Here is a 17048-nt window from a genome sequence, read left to right on the forward strand (position 1 = left end):
TTCCAGGGATTCGATAATCCTACATCTCTCTACACCACTTTATGCGCAGAAAAATGAAATGTGCCCACCAAGATGGTTATTGATTTTTGGAAATCAGAGGTGTTTCGAGTGTACGTTGATCATTCGGTCTGCCGCTTCAAGCAAACGATGCTTTTCACAATTCAGACCGACCCTCACAAATCCTTCTCCAGTCTTTCCGAATCCGTTTCCTGGTGCAACGATGACATGTGCTTTTTCAATCAAAAGTTCAGCATAATCCTCTGATGTATATCCTTCCGGAACAGGAATCCATGAGAAAAATGACCCTTTGGGATAATCGACATCCCAGCCGTTGTCCTTCAGCTTTGAAATGAAAGCATTACGACGGTCTTCATATATCGCAGTAAGCTCATGCACACAGTCTTGTGGTCCATTCAATGCACTGGCCGCTGCTTCTTGTATACTGCCGAACATACCGCAATAATAATGATCTTGGATAAGGTTGATCGCTTCCACGACTTCCTCATTCCCCAACGCAAACCCGACACGCCAACCGGCCATATTGTATGTCTTGGAGAGCGTGTACATCTCGACCCCGACTTCTTTTGCTCCTTTTGTCTGGAGGAAGCTGAATGGTTTTTTACGGTCAAACCCGATTGATCCATAAGCGAAATCATGCACAATACAGCACCCTGTTTTTTCACCAAGCCTGACCGTTTCTTCGAAGAATTCTGAGGTTGCGATCCCTGCTGTCGGATTGTTCGGATAGTTCAGGAACATCAATTTTGCTTTTTGAAGGACTTCTTCCGGGATGGAGTCGTAATCAGGCAAGAAGTCATTCTCCCTTTTCAAAGCCATCCTGTATTGTTTTGCTCCGGCGATGGCAATACCAGATTCATAGTCCGGATAACCTGGATCTGGTACTAATACAGTATCTCCATGATTCAGAAGGCATTGGCTTACTTCTACGAGACCCGCCTTTGCTCCGAATAGGATAGCGACTTCTTTTTCCGGATCCAGCTCCACATCGTATTCGCGTTTATAGTAGTCTGCAATTGCCTTTTTGAGAAAGGTGTGGCCGCGGAAAGGTGGGTATTTATGATGAACCGGGTTGGTTGCAGACGTTTGAAGAGTCTTTATTATGTGATCTGGTGTAGGCTGGTCTGGGTTCCCTTGACCCAAATTGATCATGTCAAAACCGGCTTGATAGTAGGGTTCAATTTTATTTACAAGCTTTGCGAAAAATTGTTCAGGTAAACGTTTGATAGAATCTGATTGCTGGAAACGAGCCAAACTGATAACCTCCTGTACGATGAAAATTATAAGTGTAATTGTCGTAAAATTCTAATCATTTATGTTAAAGTGTAAACGACTAAATGTAAAGGGATTTATACTGAAAAATAAGATTTAAGGGGGAGTATAAATGAAAGTAGCTGTTATACAGATGGATATAGAATTCGGTCAACCACAAGTGAATTTCGAAAGAGTGACCGGATCGATCCGTGAGGCTTGTAACGAATCATCAGATGTCGTCGTCCTTCCCGAATTATGGACGACTGGTTATGACTTGAAAAAGCTTGACCAACTCGGTGATGATGAGGGTAAACAAACCATTGAGTTCATCTCCGCTCTCGCTTCAACGTATCGGGTGAATATTATAGCAGGGTCAGTCGCCTGTCAAAACAGGTAACAGCGTGTATAACATGATGCTTATTTTTGATCGTGAAGGAGATGTAGTGAAGGATTACAGCAAAGTTCATCTGTTCCGCCTTATGAAGGAAGAAAAATACCTCTCACCAGGAAATAAGGATGGCCATTTTGAATTAGATGGTGTGCCTTCGGCAGGATTCATCTGTTATGATATCCGTTTTCCCGAATGGATGCGAAAGCATGCGCTCGAAGGAGCTGAAGTTTTGTTTGTCACTGCTGAATGGCCGAAGGCGAGGACAGTGCATTGGCGTAACCTCTTATTGACACGTGCCATTGAAAACCAATGCATGTCGTAGCATGCAACCGGATCGGTGCTGACCCAGAAAATGAGTTCGGCGGCCACTCCATCATCATCAACCCATGGGGAGAAATCATTGCAGAAGCCGAAGAAACCGAAACCATATTATACGCGGACATCTCAATCGACGAACTGAATAAAATCCGTACACGTATCCCTATCTACGAAGACCGTCGCACCGATTTATACTGATCAACATGATCGTACTATTCATTAGTGCTATTTTCGGTGCCTTCATTGATGATAAACATCCATACCATTCATCGGGCCTGGTACACTTTCATATCCCTTGAGCCATATGGGGTTTAAAACGGTGCCTGGTACACTTTCAAATCCCTTGAGCCATATGGGGTTTAAAATGGTGCCTGGTACAACCTACTTCTTTTTCATTCAGATGATTTTATTGCCTGTCAGGAATAAGTCGATCTGGGATGGTCTAACCGGCTTGCTGATATAGTATCCTTGTACTTGGTCACATCCAAAATTCTTTAAAGTGAGCAATTGGTTTCTCGTTTCGACCCCTTCGGCAAGGACCGTGACATTCAGCCCTTCACACATTGTGATGATAGCACGCACAATCGCTGCATCAGAATTAAATTCATCAAGATTCCGTATGAATGATTGGTCGATTTTTAAAATATCGATTGGAAAATCCCTCAAATAGCTTAAAGAAGAATAACCTGTGCCAAAATCATCCACTGATATTTTCACACCGAGATTCCTCAATTGGTTGATGGTCCATAAGCTGTGCTCTACATCTTCAAGCATGATGCTTTCTGTCAATTCGATATGGAGAGAAGATGCGTTCAACCCCGAAACCCTCAAGCTTTCTTTCACTTCATCAACAAATTCCACCCGCTGGAACTGTTTTCCGGAAACATTTACACAGACCGATAATGCCTTCAACCCTTGATTATGCCATTTCTTTGCCTGCTTACACGCCTTATCTAGGACCCATTTCCCGATTTCATTGATCAATCCTGCTTCCTCAGCGATTGGAATGAACACGTTCGGCGGTATCATCCCCTGTTTCGTATGATTCCACCTTAACAGGGCTTCACATGCAAATACTTCTTCGTCAGATATATTGATCTGCGGCTGGTAAAAGAGCTCAAATTCCCCCAACACCATCGCTTTTCGAAGATGATTTTCCATTTCAAGCCGTTCATTGATTGAATCATCCATCTCCATCGTAAAAAATTGAACGCTGCTTCTTCCCTCTAATTTTGCCCGATGCATCGCTAAGTTCGCATTTTTCAAAAGCATCACATCATCAGCTGCATCTGTAGGGTACAAGCTGATTCCGATGCTTCCGGATAAAACATATTCTTTACCATTCAACAAGATCGGCTTTTTGATCACAGACAAAATGTTCTTCGCTAAACTTAAGATCTTTTCCGACTCGTTTGCCTTCGGGATGAAAATTAAAAATTCATCTGCTGCAAAGCGTGCGAGAAACTGTCCCTCCTGTATCATACCGTTCATGTTACGCGATACATGCTTCAAGATTCGATCACCGGCTTGATGGCCCAAACTATCATTGATCATCTTGAATTCATCTAAATCGACCACCATCACTGCAAGCTTTTCTTTCATCTGTTTAGCAGTGCCGATCGCTTCACCTAACCTTTCGTGGAAATACACCCGGTTCGGCAAACCTGTCAAACTATCATGATAGGCAAGATGGGATATCTTTTCTTCTGCCATCATCAACGAGTCGTTCAACTCTTCCAGGTCCTCTGTAGAAGCTTTAACAAGTTGGGACATTGCCAGCATCTCTTGATAGTCAATAGGAGGTTTTTTTGCCTGTAAAAATTCCTGTTCATCGATATAACTCTCGTATTCAGCCAAGGTGAGGAACGTAAGAGCATAGGATAAAACATCATTCCTCCCATCTTCATGATAATATTCACCAGCGGTAAATGCCCCGATCGACGGAACGATATTTCTGATCGTCTCCATCTCGTGAGCTACCCCGATATTGAAGAAGCGGCGTCTGGATAGGCAAGAATACAGGAAGAGCTCTTCGACAGGACGATTTTTCAGCTGCTGATAGACAAAGTTCAGGGAATCCAGGTAATTACCCGCATCCCCACAACCGATCGAAACTTTTGCTCCTTCGGGAATCGGCTGAAGGGCTTCGATTGAGCCGTCCTGATTGAAATTCTTCATCATTACAGGTTCTGCATGATCTCCTCGAGTCACCATCAATGGGTAAAGAGATCGCGAATCCGCGATGCTCATGATCATTTTCGTGCCAAGGTACTTTTCATACACATCCTTGACGGGTGTACCATTCAATGAATACACTCTAGTATTTTCAGCCTTGGTGACTGTAAATGATCGCCCTACCGTATTCCAATCCGAACATGCGTGCACCGAGGCGGTCAACTCATCACCTGATAGGCTGACAGCTGTAACGCCTGAATCAATTAAACGATCATCACTCACCAAGAATTCAATGTTCTTTTCGCCAATCGGCACTGAATTCCCACCTGCCACAACCACATTCGGATAACGTTCCTCCAACGCCTTGAGCATCCCCTTGTTCGCATGTGTTTGGCTGCTCCCAAAGATAATGACTGCTTTCGTATCCCGTTTGATGATCCTGGTGCCGATTTCGATTCCGATTTCATGCCCTATCATACTTTCTTCATAGGAAACTCCGATACTTTTAACCTGCACTTTGTCAAAACAAGTGAAGGAGACAGCCGTACCGCTTGTCTTGATTTCACTGCAAAAAGAGGCATCCACTGTCGCGCCTATGATTGAGGCTTGAGGTAATGATCTGGAAATTAACTCCCTGAGCCTGGAAACACGGACCTTCCCTTCAGAGGTAAAAATCTGGATCAACACGTTTTGGGCTGATTTCAAATTATTGGATTCGATGAAAGTTTCTAATTGTTTTTTATTATGATAATTCGTGCTGACAGTCTTCATTTTTACACCCTTCCCCAGCTCGATTTATGATTTGCTCATTTTAAAGACACATCTACCTCTTTTATCGACCATTCCTGTCTACCTCTTCATTCTTAACAGGGTGTATAAACTCCTATTTTACTATCTTCGCCACCGAGAATACGGGTCTTTTGTTCTAGTTTATTTCAAATTCTTTAAAAATACTTTTTAAAATTGATAAAATTCCCCTATTTTGTTAATTCAGCATTAACCACCTTGTCTTTAAATGATATACTGATAATCACATTCAAAGAAAAGCCGGAAGCGCCCTTATCAGCCACGAAGGACTTGAAAGTCCGACGAGGAGGCTCGAACCAAACAAAGTTCGGTTCTGCGTGGGTAAACACTTCGACCTAAATCAATGTGTCGACCGCCGCAGGAGGACTGAAGTGATCCAAGTGGTTGGGCGGTAGAGCTAGACATTTCTTCACCGTAACCAAAATTTTTAAACTATCTTATCATTCAAAAAAGAAACAAAGGCTTGATACATATGAAAAATCTATTATTCGCAATTCTGACATTCGCAGTATTGTTTGGCGTGTCTTCTCTAGTCGTGAGTCCTGAGTTGACGGACATTTTTGTAGATGATCAACAGATGGAACAAATGGCAGAACTGAGACAAAAAGAACAGAACACATCCAACTCCCCTTCAAATTCACCAGAAAATATGCTAAAACAGACCGGGTGGGAATGGAGATCCTTCTCAGACCACGAACGACTTACATTTGCAGTCCACCTGGCAAAAGGACTGAAAGAAAAAGACATCCCTATCGAGGCTCCGAACCAGATCATTGAAAAAATCGACCATTACTATGAATCGAATCCGAAAGATGAAACGATTGAAAAAGCGATCATGGTCCTCATTGCTGAAGACCGCTTTACCGATTGAATGAAAAAAAGAGCTTGTCCGTCCGGCTTAGGCATGTGTACCTCACACATGTCAGTTCCCACTCAGCCGCTCGGAAAGCTCTTTCTTGATGAAATATTATAATACGCTGTAGCCTAAATACAACACCAGAATAAGGGATATGAAGAACATGATCCACATTCCGGTGACAGAAGCACCTTTTTTCGCTTTCGCTAAAACCATTTCCATACTTCCGATCACCCAAATACCAGCCAACACTTTGACAAATAGACTGATTGCATAATAATCGCCTGATAAGTATTGGATAAACATCATTCCGCCAGTAACAATAATGAAGACATAAAACAATCTCAAAATCATGCTTGTGATCTTATGGCCCTTTGCTTTACCTGCTTTCATCAAGAAATACGATACAATAAACAGGATGATCGCAATCGCCCATGACGTGACATGTGCATGAAGCATCCAGCATTCCTCCTCCTAAAACTCAATCGATTTCATCATATCAGAACCCTTTTTAAAATGGAAATCTGATGCTGAGGGTGTTTTGCAATAGCGTTTTCATTTATAATGGGAAAAGAGTCAAAAATGAAAAGAATGGAGTGAGCCACATGAGTAAAGTAAGAAATCAACATGGCACAGAAGAAATCATTTCTAAAACAGAACAATATGGAGCAAAGAACTATCTCCCACTCCCTATCGTAATCTCTGAAGCTGAAGGTGTTTGGGTTAAGGACCCTGAAGGCAATGAATATATGGACATGCTAAGTGCTTATTCTGCCGTCAACCAAGGCCACCGTCACCCGAAGATCATCAAAGCTCTTAAGGAACAGGCTGATCGTGTAACACTCACATCACGCGCATTCCACAACGATCAATTAGCTCCATTTTATGAAAAAGTAGCAAAATTGACGAATAAAGATATGGTCCTTCCTATGAACACAGGAGCAGAGGCGGTAGAAACGGCAATCAAAACAGCACGCCGCTGGGCTTACGATGTAAAAGGTGTAGCCGATAACCAAGCAGAAATCATTGCATGCGAAGGGAATTTCCACGGCAGGACGATGACAGCAGTCTCCCTTTCTTCTGAGGAAGAATATAAACGTGGCTTCGGTCCGATGCTTCCAGGCATCAAGGTCATCCCATACGGTGACATTGAAGCTCTGCGTAATGCCATCACTGAAAATACAGCAGCATTCTTGTTCGAACCGATCCAGGGTGAAGCCGGGATCAACATTCCTGCAGATGGGTTCTTGAAAGAAGCACGTGAATTATGTACTTCACAAAATGTATTGATGGTTGCTGACGAAATCCAATCCGGATTAGGACGCTCTGGGAAAACATTCGCATGTGATTGGGAAAACGTCGAACCAGACATGTATATTCTAGGTAAAGCACTTGGCGGTGGAGTATTCCCGATTTCCTGCGTTGCGGCAAACAAAGATATCTTAGGTGTTTTCACCCCAGGCTCCCACGGTTCCACATTTGGAGGGAACCCGTTAGGATGTGCAGTATCCATCGCTTCACTTGAAGTTTTAGAAGAAGAAAAATTGGTAGAACGTTCATTAGAATTAGGGAACTACTTCCAAGAGGAATTGAAGAAAATCAACAATCCAAAGATCAAAGAGGTTCGCGGACGCGGATTATTCATCGGTGTCGAACTTACAGAGGAAGCACGTCCTTATTGCGAACAATTGAAAGAAAAAGGATTGCTTTGTAAAGAAACGCATGATACTGTTATCCGTTTCGCCCCACCGCTTGTCATTGAAAAGAAAGACTTGGAATGGGCAATCGGAAAAATCAAAGAAGTGCTCGAAGCATAAAAAGCTAAGAATGGAGAACAGGCCTAACATGGTCTGTTCTTTTATAATTTTAGGACTTTCTTCAGTTCTTATTAAGGATCAAGATGAATAGTCTATGATAGCTTATCTTATTTTTCATCTTTGGAGGGTCCCTTTATGAAAAACGTACGAATCTGGTTACATATCGCTCTGCTCGGAAGTTTTGCACTCCCCTGGCTCAAAATCCCTTTTATTGTCACCGTTGTTCCTGTTGTCGGTTACCAGCTTCCTTTCAAAACAAATTCACTCGCGAACCAACTGAACAGTTTAGGAGTCATGTCGATCAGTTACGACCAAATCGCCTCAATTTATGTGATGCTGGTGGCACCTGTCATTGCTGCATTGGTTTTAGTTATGATAGTTTTAAAACGGAAACCAAGCGTTTATCTGGATAGTGCAGCAGGTATGATTTCAGTGATGTGCTGTCTGTACATCCTTACCAATACGGGAAATATCGCTACATTCGGATTCTATGTGACCCTGATTGTTTCTCTGCTGCTTGTGGCATCACCTTTGTTACATGGGGAAAAGGAAAAGAGCATCCGTGTTCAGAACCAAGCCGTGTTGAAGTGAACTTTAAGATAAGTATTACAACCCTTTTTCTGTTCTCTTTGGTACTTAGGGAAAAACAAAAATAACCACAATCAAAAGTACTGTGGTAGAACCAACTTTAAAAAAGATTGACCCGAAATTTGTTCAACTGCGGGTCAATCCTTTTCCGTTTATTCTATTCTTTCAAACCGATTGAGATATACTTGGTTTCAAGATATTCTTCAATTCCCTCAGTTCCGCCTTCCCGGCCTAGCCCACTCTGTTTCATTCCTCCGAATGGAGCTTGTGCTGCTGAAGGGACGCCATCATTCCATCCAACAATACCATAATCAAGGGCCTCTACGATTTTCAATCCCCGGCTATAATGCTCACTGAACACATATGCGGCTAAACCATACGGCGTCATGTTTGCATACTTCACAGCTTCTTCATCCGTTTTTACCTTCTGAATCGGTGCCACAGGGCCAAAGGTCTCTTCGTTCATGATCAACATGCTTGGTTCTACGTCGATGAGTACAGTCGGTTCATAGAAATATGTTCCGTTTTCAGCTTCATGGCCTTTTCCACCGACAACACACTTCGCCCCCTGGTTGATCGCATTCTGTACATGCTTTTCGACTTTCTCGTATGCGTCTTTATTGATCATCGGTCCGATGTCAGTATCCTCGTCAAAACCATTGCCAACCTTTAGTTTTTCCGTTACAGCAACGACTTCCTCAATGAATTCATCGTAAATCTTTTCCTGGACATAAATCCGGTTGCCGCAAATACAGGTCTGTCCCCCATTACGGAACTTGGATGCGACAGTCTGTTGGGCAGCGTATTTGATGTCCGCATCATCAAGGACGATGATCGGTGCATGTCCGCCAAGCTCGAGAGACATATTTTTGACCTGCTCCGCACCTTGTTTCATCAACAGCTTTCCGACTTCTGTCGAGCCAGTGAACGTCACTTTACGGACCTTCGGATTCGACAAAAGCTCCTCCCCGATTTCAGAGGATTTACCGGATACAATGTTGACGACCCCCTTCGGAATACCTGCTTCCTGGCAAAGCTCCACTAGACGGACAGCTGTCAAAGGTGTTTCATTCGGTGGTTTGACGACAAACGTACACCCAGCCGCTAACGCAGGACCCAACTTCCGGGTGATCATTGCAGCAGGGAAGTTCCATGGTGTAATCGCCCCGACCACACCCACTGGCTGCTTGATGACTTGCATCCTTTTATTTTCTTTTGAAGAAGGGATTGTTCTGCCGTAAATTCGTTTACCTTCCTCAGCAAACCATTTCAGAAAGGATGCTGCATACTGGACTTCTCCTTTGGATTCCTTCAATGGTTTCCCCATTTCCTCAGTCATGAGCTTTCCAAGTTCATCCACATGTTCAAGCATCAGATCATGCAATTTTTCCAGGTAGGCCGCGCGATCATAAGCAGTCAGATTCGACCACGATGGAAATGCCTCATAAGCTGCATCTATTGCCATTTTCGCTTCCTTTTTCCCGCCTTTAGGAACAGTACCGACGAGATCACCTGTTGCAGGATTCACTACTTTGACTTTTTCGAGACCATAATCAGACCATTCATTATTGATAAAAATACCTTTCTCCATCGTAACGCCTCCATTTTAAAAATGATCGTAACTACTAAACAATTCCATCAGGTGCGGACGATTAAACATCATTGCGGACTGGATTCGATAGAGCACCGATGGTTTTTACCTCGACTACGACGACATCATCTGCTTTCAGGTATTTAGGCGGGTTGAATCCTTTCCCTACTCCAGCGGGTGTTCCAGTTGCGATGATGTCTCCAGGTTCAAGGGTCATTCCCTTAGACAGGACTTTGATCAACTCCGGTATTGAAAAAATCATTTTTGCTGTAGAAGAACTTTGGCGTATTTCCCCATTGACGTAGGTGATGATATGTAAATCGTGGGGATCAGCCACTGCAGATTTATGGACCAAAGCTGGTCCCATCGGGCAGCTCGTATCAAGACTTTTCCCGAGTAAAAATTGTTTGTGCTTGCTCTGAAGGTCTCTCGCGGTTATATCATTGATGAGGGTGTATCCGAAAACATAATCATATGCTTCTTCCCTCGTAATGCCTTTCCCCTTCTTGCCGATGACGACAGCAAGCTCTCCCTCATAATCGATATCGGTTGAGACCTTTGTCGGGATGATGATCGGTTGCTCAGGACCGATCACCGTTGTCGGGGCTTTCGAAAAGATCATCGGTACTTCCGGGACATCAGCTTCCGTGCCAAGTTCGAGGGCATGATCGAGGTAATTCTTCCCTACACAAAATATGTTTTTCGCTGGACGCGGAATCGGAGCCAGCAACTCGAGAGATTCGACATCAACAGTGTAGTTGCCTGTTTTGTCCTGTTCCCTTAATTGCCTTCGTATATCCTCGACAGATTGTACAAATCGATCACCAAGCCCGATTGCTTCAAGCAGATTACTCGGAAAATCCACATTTAACGCAGAGGCTGCGCTTGTCAGATCAAGTGCTTTTTCAGGTTCGTTTTCCAAAATAATAGCAACAACCTGTTTTTTGTGATGGGCTCCATAGATGAATTTCATATCTTCCTCCTATTGATCATGGATGCGGTCATACTCAGAAGCAAGCTTAAAATCCACTTCTGTCAAGCCATTTGCCTGCCATGAGCTTAATTTGACCGTTACTAGTTTAAAGTCGATCGAGATGAGCGGATGATGTTGGACCTCTTCGGAAAGTTTAGCGATTTGAGTGACAAAATCGATCCCATCCAGATAGTAACTGAATCGGTATTTTTTCGTGATCCATTTTTCGTCGCTCAGTTTCCAGCCATCAAGCTCCTGAAGCTGTACATTGATTTGCTCTTCCGTAAATTGTTCCATCAAAGCGCCTCCTTTACTGAATGTTTAACCCTGTGTCAACCAAGAAGTGAACAAATTGATGTAGAATGAACAGATTATTCATATAAGTGAACATAATAATCTGGGAAGTGAACAAAAAACCCTCTGAAGTGAATAGATCAACTTCACTTTTGTAAAATCATTCGCTCAGACTCACGTATATACTTCCATTTCTAACTTAAAAATTCCTCTTTTCACAATAACCGTGAAGTTACCTGTCAAAATGTGATAAAATGAGTAGTTAAATAATCAATTTATTTTTTCGGTTAATCAGGAATATCACCGGATAAAACGTTCCGAACTGTGACAACCGACACGGAGTGAAAAAGATGAACATAGTTGTAAGCAGCTTAAACGCTAAATACATCCATACATGCCTTGCATTGAGATATTTGAAAACTTATTGCGAGCCTGCTTTTCATATCGAAATGGCTGAATATACAATCAAAGATCCTGTCATGAACATCGTCAGCGATTTGTATTCACGAAACCCTGATGTCATCGGTTTCAGCTGTTATATTTGGAACATTGAAGAAACGATCCCGATCATCGAAATGTTGAAAAAGATCAACCCTGATATCAAAATCGTCCTTGGGGGACCTGAAGTTTCTTATGATGTCCCTCACTGGCTCGAACGCCTTGAACATGTCGATTACATCGTCGTAGGCGAAGGTGAAGAAACCTTCAAGGACCTATTACATGCCTTAGAAAAAAACGAAGACATCGAATCCGTTGCAGGTCTAGCCTACATGAGGGACGGGAAACCATACCGGACTGCTCCCAGACCCAAGCTCGACCTGAAAAAAGTCCCTTCTCCTTTCCGTGTTGAAGAAGATCTGCCTCAGCTATCGAAACGTGTGACCTACATTGAAACTAGCAGGGGTTGCCCATATTCCTGTGCATTTTGTTTGTCTTCCATTGAAGTAGGTGTAAGATACTTCGACATCGAAATGATGAAGGAAGAGATCCGTTTCTTGATGAAAAATGGAGCACGAACGATCAAGTTTGTCGACCGGACGTTTAACATCCGCAGAGATTATGCGCTGGAAATGTTCGACTTCTTGATAAAGGAGCATCTCCCAGGCACAGTATTCCAATTTGAAATTACAGCGGATATCATGCGCCCTGAAGTCATCGAATTCTTGAATGAGCATGCACCTGAAGGATTGTTCCGTTTCGAAATCGGTGTCCAATCGACGAATGACAATACGAATGAACTTGTTGAACGACGCCAGAATTTCGAGAAACTGACAAGGACAGTGACTACGGTACGTGATGGCGGCAAAATCGTCCAGCATCTGGATTTAATTGCTGGTTTGCCAGAAGAAAACTACGATTCTTTTCGAAAAACGTTTAACGACGTGTTTGCTTTCCAAATCGAAGAAGTCCAGCTTGGATTTTTGAAAATGCTGAGAGGAACAGGGATGCGAATACGCGCTGAAAACCATGATTACATCTATATGGAAAAGGCGCCTTATGAGATTCTCGGAAACAATGTATTGAGTTTTGATGAAATCATCAAGATCAAACGGGTGGAAGATGTCCTGGAGAAATTCTGGAATGACCACCGAATGGACACGACTGTCAGTTATTTGATCGACCATGTCTTCCCTTCGGCATTCGATTTCTTCCAGCAGTTCGGTGACTATTGGGAGGCACGCGGATGGTCACGGATCGGCCATCAGCTTGAAGACTTGTTCAAACGTCTCTATTCCTTTTTACGGGATCAGGGTATCCCGCAGCTGGAAATCGTGGAAGGATTGATGAAGTACGATTATTTCATCCGCCAAAAGCATAAACCTCGGAAGCCCTGGTGGGAGTTTTCGATGGATAAAGCGACGCAAACTGAATACTTGCGTTTCCTATCTGACCATCCTGAAAAAGTTTCCGACGATTTCAAGAAACTTGATTTGAGTGAAAAGGAATTGCACAAGCATGTCATGATCGAAAGCTTGTCCTTTGACCTGGATGCATTTTTAAATATTGGCGAGCTTGTCAAAAAAGGGACACTGCTGATTGTCTATTTCGATCCGAAAACAAAATCGGCTACATCTTTTACAGTTGACGATGAACAAAAGAAAATAACTGAAATCGTATAAACCTTAGGAGGTCTATCATGGCAAATACTCATACGTATACTCGGAAAGAAGAAATAGCCAATGCGATTACACATGGGATAGGGGCATTATTCAGTATTGTTGGACTCGTCTTCCTCGTGGTCATGTCTGCAGTGGATGGATCGGTCTGGCATGTAGTCAGCTTTTCGATTTACGGAGCATCCATGCTTTTGCTCTATACAGCTTCAACATTGGTGCATAGTTTTCCAGAGGGAAAAGCGAAGGATCTTTTTGAGATTTTTGATCATGCGGCCATCTATATTTTCATTGCAGGAACGTATACCCCCTTCTTGTTCATCGCCGTGAAAGGTGCATTGGGATGGACGTTGTTCGGGGTTGTTTGGGGGATTGCAATCCTAGGGGTTTTCTTCAAAGCGTTTTTCGTTAAGAGATTCCTATTCATTTCGACCATCATCTACATTGTAATGGGATGGTTGGCTTTGATTGCATGGAAGCCATTGATGACGACTTTGCCAAGTACTGGCATGCAGCTTTTCATCATCGGTGGTGTCTTATACACGGTCGGAACCGTATTTTATGTTTGGCGTGGATTTCCATATCATCACGCCGTTTGGCACCTGTTCGTTTTAGCAGGTTCTGCTGCACACTTTTTTGCCATTCTTTTGTACATCCTTCCGATCCAGATGGTTTGAACCCTTTATCGGTGCAAATTGAAAATATATCGGTGCAATTCTGGAATATATCGGTGCAAATTGAAAATATATCGGAGCAATCCTGGAATATATCGGTGGAACCCATAAAAAAAACTAGAGGATGGCTGAATTTACGAGCCATCCTCTTTCTGATGCTTCTATTCTGTTCCGCCATCGTCCGATTCAAGATCAACAGTACCTTCACTATCTGCCGGATCTGATGTTGGTTCCTCCTCTGGAGACTCATTCCTATCTTGTTCTTCATCTTCGGGATTTTGTTGTTCCTCTGATGCCCCGCTGGTCCCACTCTTCTTCTTCCCTGTACTCTTCGATTCGATCTCCATACCTTCTACAAGGAAAATATTCGGATCAGTCATGATAGTTTCCTCTGCCTTCAATCCTTTGGACACTTCCTTATAAGCTTCATTTTCAAAACCGAAGCTAACCTTCCGTTTGTCGATATAGTCATTCTTCACAACCAAGACATACGCTTCGCCATCATTATGTAGAACCCATTCATGCTTCACAGCTAAAGCATTTTCTACAGCAACTGGTTTCATTGTAACCTCTAGCGTACTTCCGATAGGCAATCGGTTCTCACCTTCTAGGTCAAGCTCAATATCCACGGGAAATTTCAAATCTTCCTTTGACTCGCCGGCTGGTCCGATATCTGTTATGACTCCTTTTCTTTTTCCTCCCCGAGAGGCGCTTATTTCTACCTCATCTCCCTCTCTTAAAAACAAAACATCATCTTCGGAAAGATAAGCTCTGGCCATGACCTGGTCCTCACTCGAAATGACGACGACCGGTTCTTCACCTGATCCTGCAATCACATTCACCTTTTGGACGGTGCCTGCTACATTGGTTTTGACCACTTTCTCATCGAGCTTGGACTCCAATTGTTTCACTTCTGATTCTTTGCTCGAGATTACCCGTCCAATACGCTTCGTTTGATAAGAAGCATCCGCTTTTTGCTGTTCAAGCAAAAAGATGCTGGACTCATTCTTCTCTTCTTCATCCTTATCAGATTCTGTGCGGATTTGTCCTGCTAAGGTTGTTTCACGCTCTTCAAAAAAGTCCTGTTCCGTCTCAAGCTCCTTGATTTCATTTTCCAACGTCGTGATCTGGTTTTCAATATCAGTTGATTGATACTTCAGTATTTCTGACCCTGCAGAAACCTCATCCCCTTCTTGGACAAGGACTTCTTCTAACACACCCCGATGAGCTTCATTATAAATTTCCTGCGTTTCCAGCGGAATGATCGTTCCTGATGCTTTCATAGTTTCCCGGAGATCCCGATTCTCAATTTTCGCCACTTCATAAGGCTTTTCACTAGCAAACAATGATTGATTCAAAAGGAACAAATACGTATTCAAAATAATAAATAATAGGATCGGTAGCCCTATCAAAGCTCTTTTCATATGCCGGTTCAACCTGATGCCCCCCAATTCTATCCGTTCAATGGCAGATGATACATAGTATTAATTATAGCGATGCTCGTGATGAATAGTAGATGTAATCCAATAGATACTGTCCACACATATCGTTTCGACTTCAACGATGCTTCCATCAATAGCTTGATAGACGCGTAGATATGCCAGATGAAAAAGATCGTAATCCATCCGAAAAAACTGGTCAGAAATATATGGTCGGAAATCGCATTGACCCATGGCCCTACACCAAAGGGTGACAGCATTTCAATGGAACCGAAAGCCAACATATAAGGGATGTTTGCCGCTAAACCTATTAAGATGATGACGTACAAATACGTATGTAAAACGAATAACTTTCTGAAACCGATATCCCGGAAGAATCCCCAGAACGATAAGGCAGATGCCCCAATGAGAATGAAAGGCAATGCGAACCCACTGATCGCTCCACCGATTCCGATGTAAATCGAAGCTGCCTGCTTTTGTTCTGCTGTCAATTCCATCGCCATAGCTTCTGGAACCTTCAACCATTCTGCAGCGCTTATATAGAAAAGAAAACCGAATACGAGCGAGCTGCATAATAACAAAATCAAAACTCTTAATCTATATCCTTGGATGGATGAGGATTCTCTCAACGTATGCAATGTTTCCTCAGGCCTGAACAGCCCTTTCCAAACCTGTACCTGGTGTTCCAACCTGTATCCCCCTCTTCTATGTCGTACATGATGGTATAATCTATCCTACCAGATTTCAATGAATATATCCTATTTTTTCCGATATATTTTTTCCTCCAGCTTCACTTAAACTTGATTCATAACCAAGTAACGGGTTATTCGGGCTTTGTATAAATTCCTCCAAAGATCTTGCCCATTCATTGGACAGTCGAAAGGTTTTTACTTGTTTTCTCAACCCATCCAATTACCATTTTATTCTGCTACACTTCGATATTTTTTAACAATATCCTTGTTTTTTCTATCATAAATTTCCATAAATCAGCTGAAAACTAGTGTTCAATAGGAGGCACATCCTTGGCATCAACTTCCTTCATGGACAAAAACAATTCGCCATTTCGATTGTATGAACCATAAAACACTGAACCTATATCTGAAATATTCTGTTCTGCCAGTTTTTCTTCAAGCCAAACCTCGCTCTTTTTCAACCACCGCAATAGATCAAATTGGACTTTACCATCCAAAATGATTGGAATTTCATATTTCACTGGTTCACCTGTGAGCTTCAAATCTTCTCTTATCACAACTTCTTTCGAAGGGATCATTTTCACCGATAAATTCCCATTCGCTTCAATGATGGCTATCTCGACATCCCCCACGTTATACACGTTCTTCTCCCGAAGCATCTGCAGGATATTATCGATCGAGTATTTTTCCTTTTTCATTTTTTCACAGAGAAATTGTCCTTTATAGATCACCACTGCAGGTTCGAAGGTCATCAATTTTCCGCGGTTTCGATTTTTCATTTTTAGATAAATGATCAATTTATGGAGCAGGGCAATTACAATCATTGCAACAATCGTGTGGAAATGGTTGATTTTCGGGTCGGCAATATCGGCCCCAACCACCGCACCCAGAACTAAAATGACAAGAAAATCAAAAACGGGTAGTTCACCAATGGACCGTTTTCCCATATAAAGTGTGACGAACAGCATGAATGGCAGGATTGTAATGATACGTCCGATCACTTTGACCGAATCCATGAAGATCTCCATCTTAAAATACACCTCATTT

Annotated in this window: 14 protein-coding genes and 1 pseudogene; 6 read left to right on the plus strand and 9 right to left on the minus strand. The window is 42.7% G+C overall.

Annotated features, from left to right (window positions below):
- Nucleotides 1–93: 93 nt before the first annotated feature.
- A complete protein-coding gene (locus L1611_RS05860) occupies nt 94–1272 on the minus strand; it encodes a pyridoxal phosphate-dependent aminotransferase (protein WP_236312173.1) in 1179 nt (392 codons plus the stop codon).
- Between the two features lie 130 nt (nt 1273–1402).
- Between L1611_RS05860 and L1611_RS05865 the strand changes: the two are divergent.
- A pseudogene (locus tag L1611_RS05865) lies at nt 1403–2179 on the plus strand (carbon-nitrogen family hydrolase).
- 198 nt (nt 2180–2377) lie between these two features.
- Here the strand turns inward: L1611_RS05865 and L1611_RS05870 are convergent.
- Entirely contained in the window at nt 2378–4927 is a 2550-nt protein-coding gene (locus tag L1611_RS05870; protein WP_236312174.1) for a bifunctional diguanylate cyclase/phosphodiesterase, read from the minus strand.
- Between the two features lie 508 nt (nt 4928–5435).
- Between L1611_RS05870 and L1611_RS05875 the strand changes: the two genes are divergently transcribed.
- Entirely contained in the window at nt 5436–5834 is a 399-nt protein-coding gene (locus L1611_RS05875) for a hypothetical protein (protein ID WP_236312175.1), read from the plus strand.
- 96 nt (nt 5835–5930) lie between these two features.
- On the opposite strand, the gene L1611_RS05880 is transcribed toward L1611_RS05875, so the two are convergent.
- Complete coding sequence (locus L1611_RS05880) at nt 5931–6278, minus strand: YisL family protein (RefSeq protein ID WP_236312176.1); 348 nt, start codon at nt 6276–6278, stop codon at nt 5931–5933.
- Between the two features lie 146 nt (nt 6279–6424).
- Between L1611_RS05880 and L1611_RS05885 the strand changes: the two genes are divergently transcribed.
- Both L1611_RS05885 and L1611_RS05890 read left to right on the plus strand, forming a co-directional pair.
- Nucleotides 6425–7636, plus strand: a complete 1212-nt coding sequence (locus L1611_RS05885; RefSeq protein ID WP_236312177.1) for an ornithine--oxo-acid transaminase — start codon at nt 6425–6427, stop codon at nt 7634–7636.
- A gap of 135 nt (nt 7637–7771) precedes the next feature.
- Complete coding sequence (locus tag L1611_RS05890; RefSeq protein WP_236312178.1) at nt 7772–8227, plus strand: hypothetical protein; 456 nt, start codon at nt 7772–7774, stop codon at nt 8225–8227.
- A 154-nt stretch (nt 8228–8381) separates the two neighbouring features.
- Here the strand turns inward: L1611_RS05890 and L1611_RS05895 are convergent, their stop codons facing one another.
- The 3 genes from L1611_RS05895 to L1611_RS05905 all read right to left on the minus strand — a co-directional run bounded on the left by L1611_RS05895 (nt 8382) and on the right by L1611_RS05905 (nt 11085).
- Nucleotides 8382–9815: an NAD-dependent succinate-semialdehyde dehydrogenase gene (locus L1611_RS05895; RefSeq protein WP_236312179.1), complete on the minus strand. Its 1434-nt coding sequence runs from the start codon at nt 9813–9815 to the stop codon at nt 8382–8384.
- A gap of 61 nt (nt 9816–9876) precedes the next feature.
- Nucleotides 9877–10788, minus strand: a complete 912-nt coding sequence (locus L1611_RS05900; RefSeq protein ID WP_236312180.1) for a fumarylacetoacetate hydrolase family protein — start codon at nt 10786–10788, stop codon at nt 9877–9879.
- A gap of 9 nt (nt 10789–10797) precedes the next feature.
- Entirely contained in the window at nt 10798–11085 is a 288-nt protein-coding gene (locus L1611_RS05905; RefSeq protein ID WP_236312181.1) for a 4a-hydroxytetrahydrobiopterin dehydratase, read from the minus strand.
- Between the two features lie 347 nt (nt 11086–11432).
- On the opposite strand from L1611_RS05905, the gene L1611_RS05910 reads away from it, so the two are divergent.
- Together L1611_RS05910 and trhA are read left to right on the plus strand one after the other, a co-directional pair.
- Complete coding sequence (locus L1611_RS05910; protein WP_236312182.1) at nt 11433–13202, plus strand: B12-binding domain-containing radical SAM protein; 1770 nt, start codon at nt 11433–11435, stop codon at nt 13200–13202.
- Nucleotides 13203–13219: 17 nt separating this feature from the next.
- Entirely contained in the window at nt 13220–13873 is a 654-nt protein-coding gene (gene trhA / locus L1611_RS05915) for a PAQR family membrane homeostasis protein TrhA (protein ID WP_236312183.1), read from the plus strand.
- Nucleotides 13874–14031: 158 nt separating this feature from the next.
- Here trhA and L1611_RS05920 read toward each other — a convergent pair whose 3' ends face one another.
- The 3 genes from L1611_RS05920 to L1611_RS05930 form a co-directional block, all read right to left on the minus strand.
- Entirely contained in the window at nt 14032–15306 is a 1275-nt protein-coding gene (locus L1611_RS05920) for an efflux RND transporter periplasmic adaptor subunit (protein ID WP_236312184.1), read from the minus strand.
- A 17-nt stretch (nt 15307–15323) separates the two neighbouring features.
- The gene (locus tag L1611_RS05925; protein WP_236312185.1) at nt 15324–15998 is read right to left on the minus strand and encodes a hypothetical protein; all 675 of its coding nucleotides are present in this window, start codon (nt 15996–15998) and stop codon (nt 15324–15326) included.
- Between the two features lie 308 nt (nt 15999–16306).
- Nucleotides 16307–17029: a DUF421 domain-containing protein gene (locus L1611_RS05930; protein ID WP_236312186.1), complete on the minus strand. Its 723-nt coding sequence runs from the start codon at nt 17027–17029 to the stop codon at nt 16307–16309.
- Nucleotides 17030–17048: the final 19 nt, after the last annotated feature.

Source organism: Pseudalkalibacillus salsuginis, assembly GCF_021646685.1.
Lineage (GTDB): Bacteria > Bacillota > Bacilli > Bacillales > Fictibacillaceae > Pseudalkalibacillus > Pseudalkalibacillus salsuginis.

What these genes read in the sequence shown, in the direction of transcription:
- L1611_RS05875 (WP_236312175.1), top strand. Translation starts at nt 5,436, where the DNA reads ATGAAAAATCTATTATTCGCAATTCTGACATTCGCAGTATTGTTTGGC.
- L1611_RS05870 (WP_236312174.1), bottom strand. Translation starts at nt 4,927, where the DNA reads ATGAAGACTGTCAGCACGAATTATCATAATAAAAAACAATTAGAAACT.
- L1611_RS05885 (WP_236312177.1), top strand. Translation starts at nt 6,425, where the DNA reads ATGAGTAAAGTAAGAAATCAACATGGCACAGAAGAAATCATTTCTAAA.
- trhA (WP_236312183.1), top strand. Translation starts at nt 13,220, where the DNA reads ATGGCAAATACTCATACGTATACTCGGAAAGAAGAAATAGCCAATGCG.
- L1611_RS05895 (WP_236312179.1), bottom strand. Translation starts at nt 9,815, where the DNA reads ATGGAGAAAGGTATTTTTATCAATAATGAATGGTCTGATTATGGTCTC.
- L1611_RS05910 (WP_236312182.1), top strand. Translation starts at nt 11,433, where the DNA reads ATGAACATAGTTGTAAGCAGCTTAAACGCTAAATACATCCATACATGC.
- L1611_RS05890 (WP_236312178.1), top strand. Translation starts at nt 7,772, where the DNA reads ATGAAAAACGTACGAATCTGGTTACATATCGCTCTGCTCGGAAGTTTT.
- L1611_RS05905 (WP_236312181.1), bottom strand. Translation starts at nt 11,085, where the DNA reads ATGGAACAATTTACGGAAGAGCAAATCAATGTACAGCTTCAGGAGCTT.
- L1611_RS05880 (WP_236312176.1), bottom strand. Translation starts at nt 6,278, where the DNA reads ATGCTTCATGCACATGTCACGTCATGGGCGATTGCGATCATCCTGTTT.
- L1611_RS05900 (WP_236312180.1), bottom strand. Translation starts at nt 10,788, where the DNA reads ATGAAATTCATCTATGGAGCCCATCACAAAAAACAGGTTGTTGCTATT.
- L1611_RS05930 (WP_236312186.1), bottom strand. Translation starts at nt 17,029, where the DNA reads ATGGAGATCTTCATGGATTCGGTCAAAGTGATCGGACGTATCATTACA.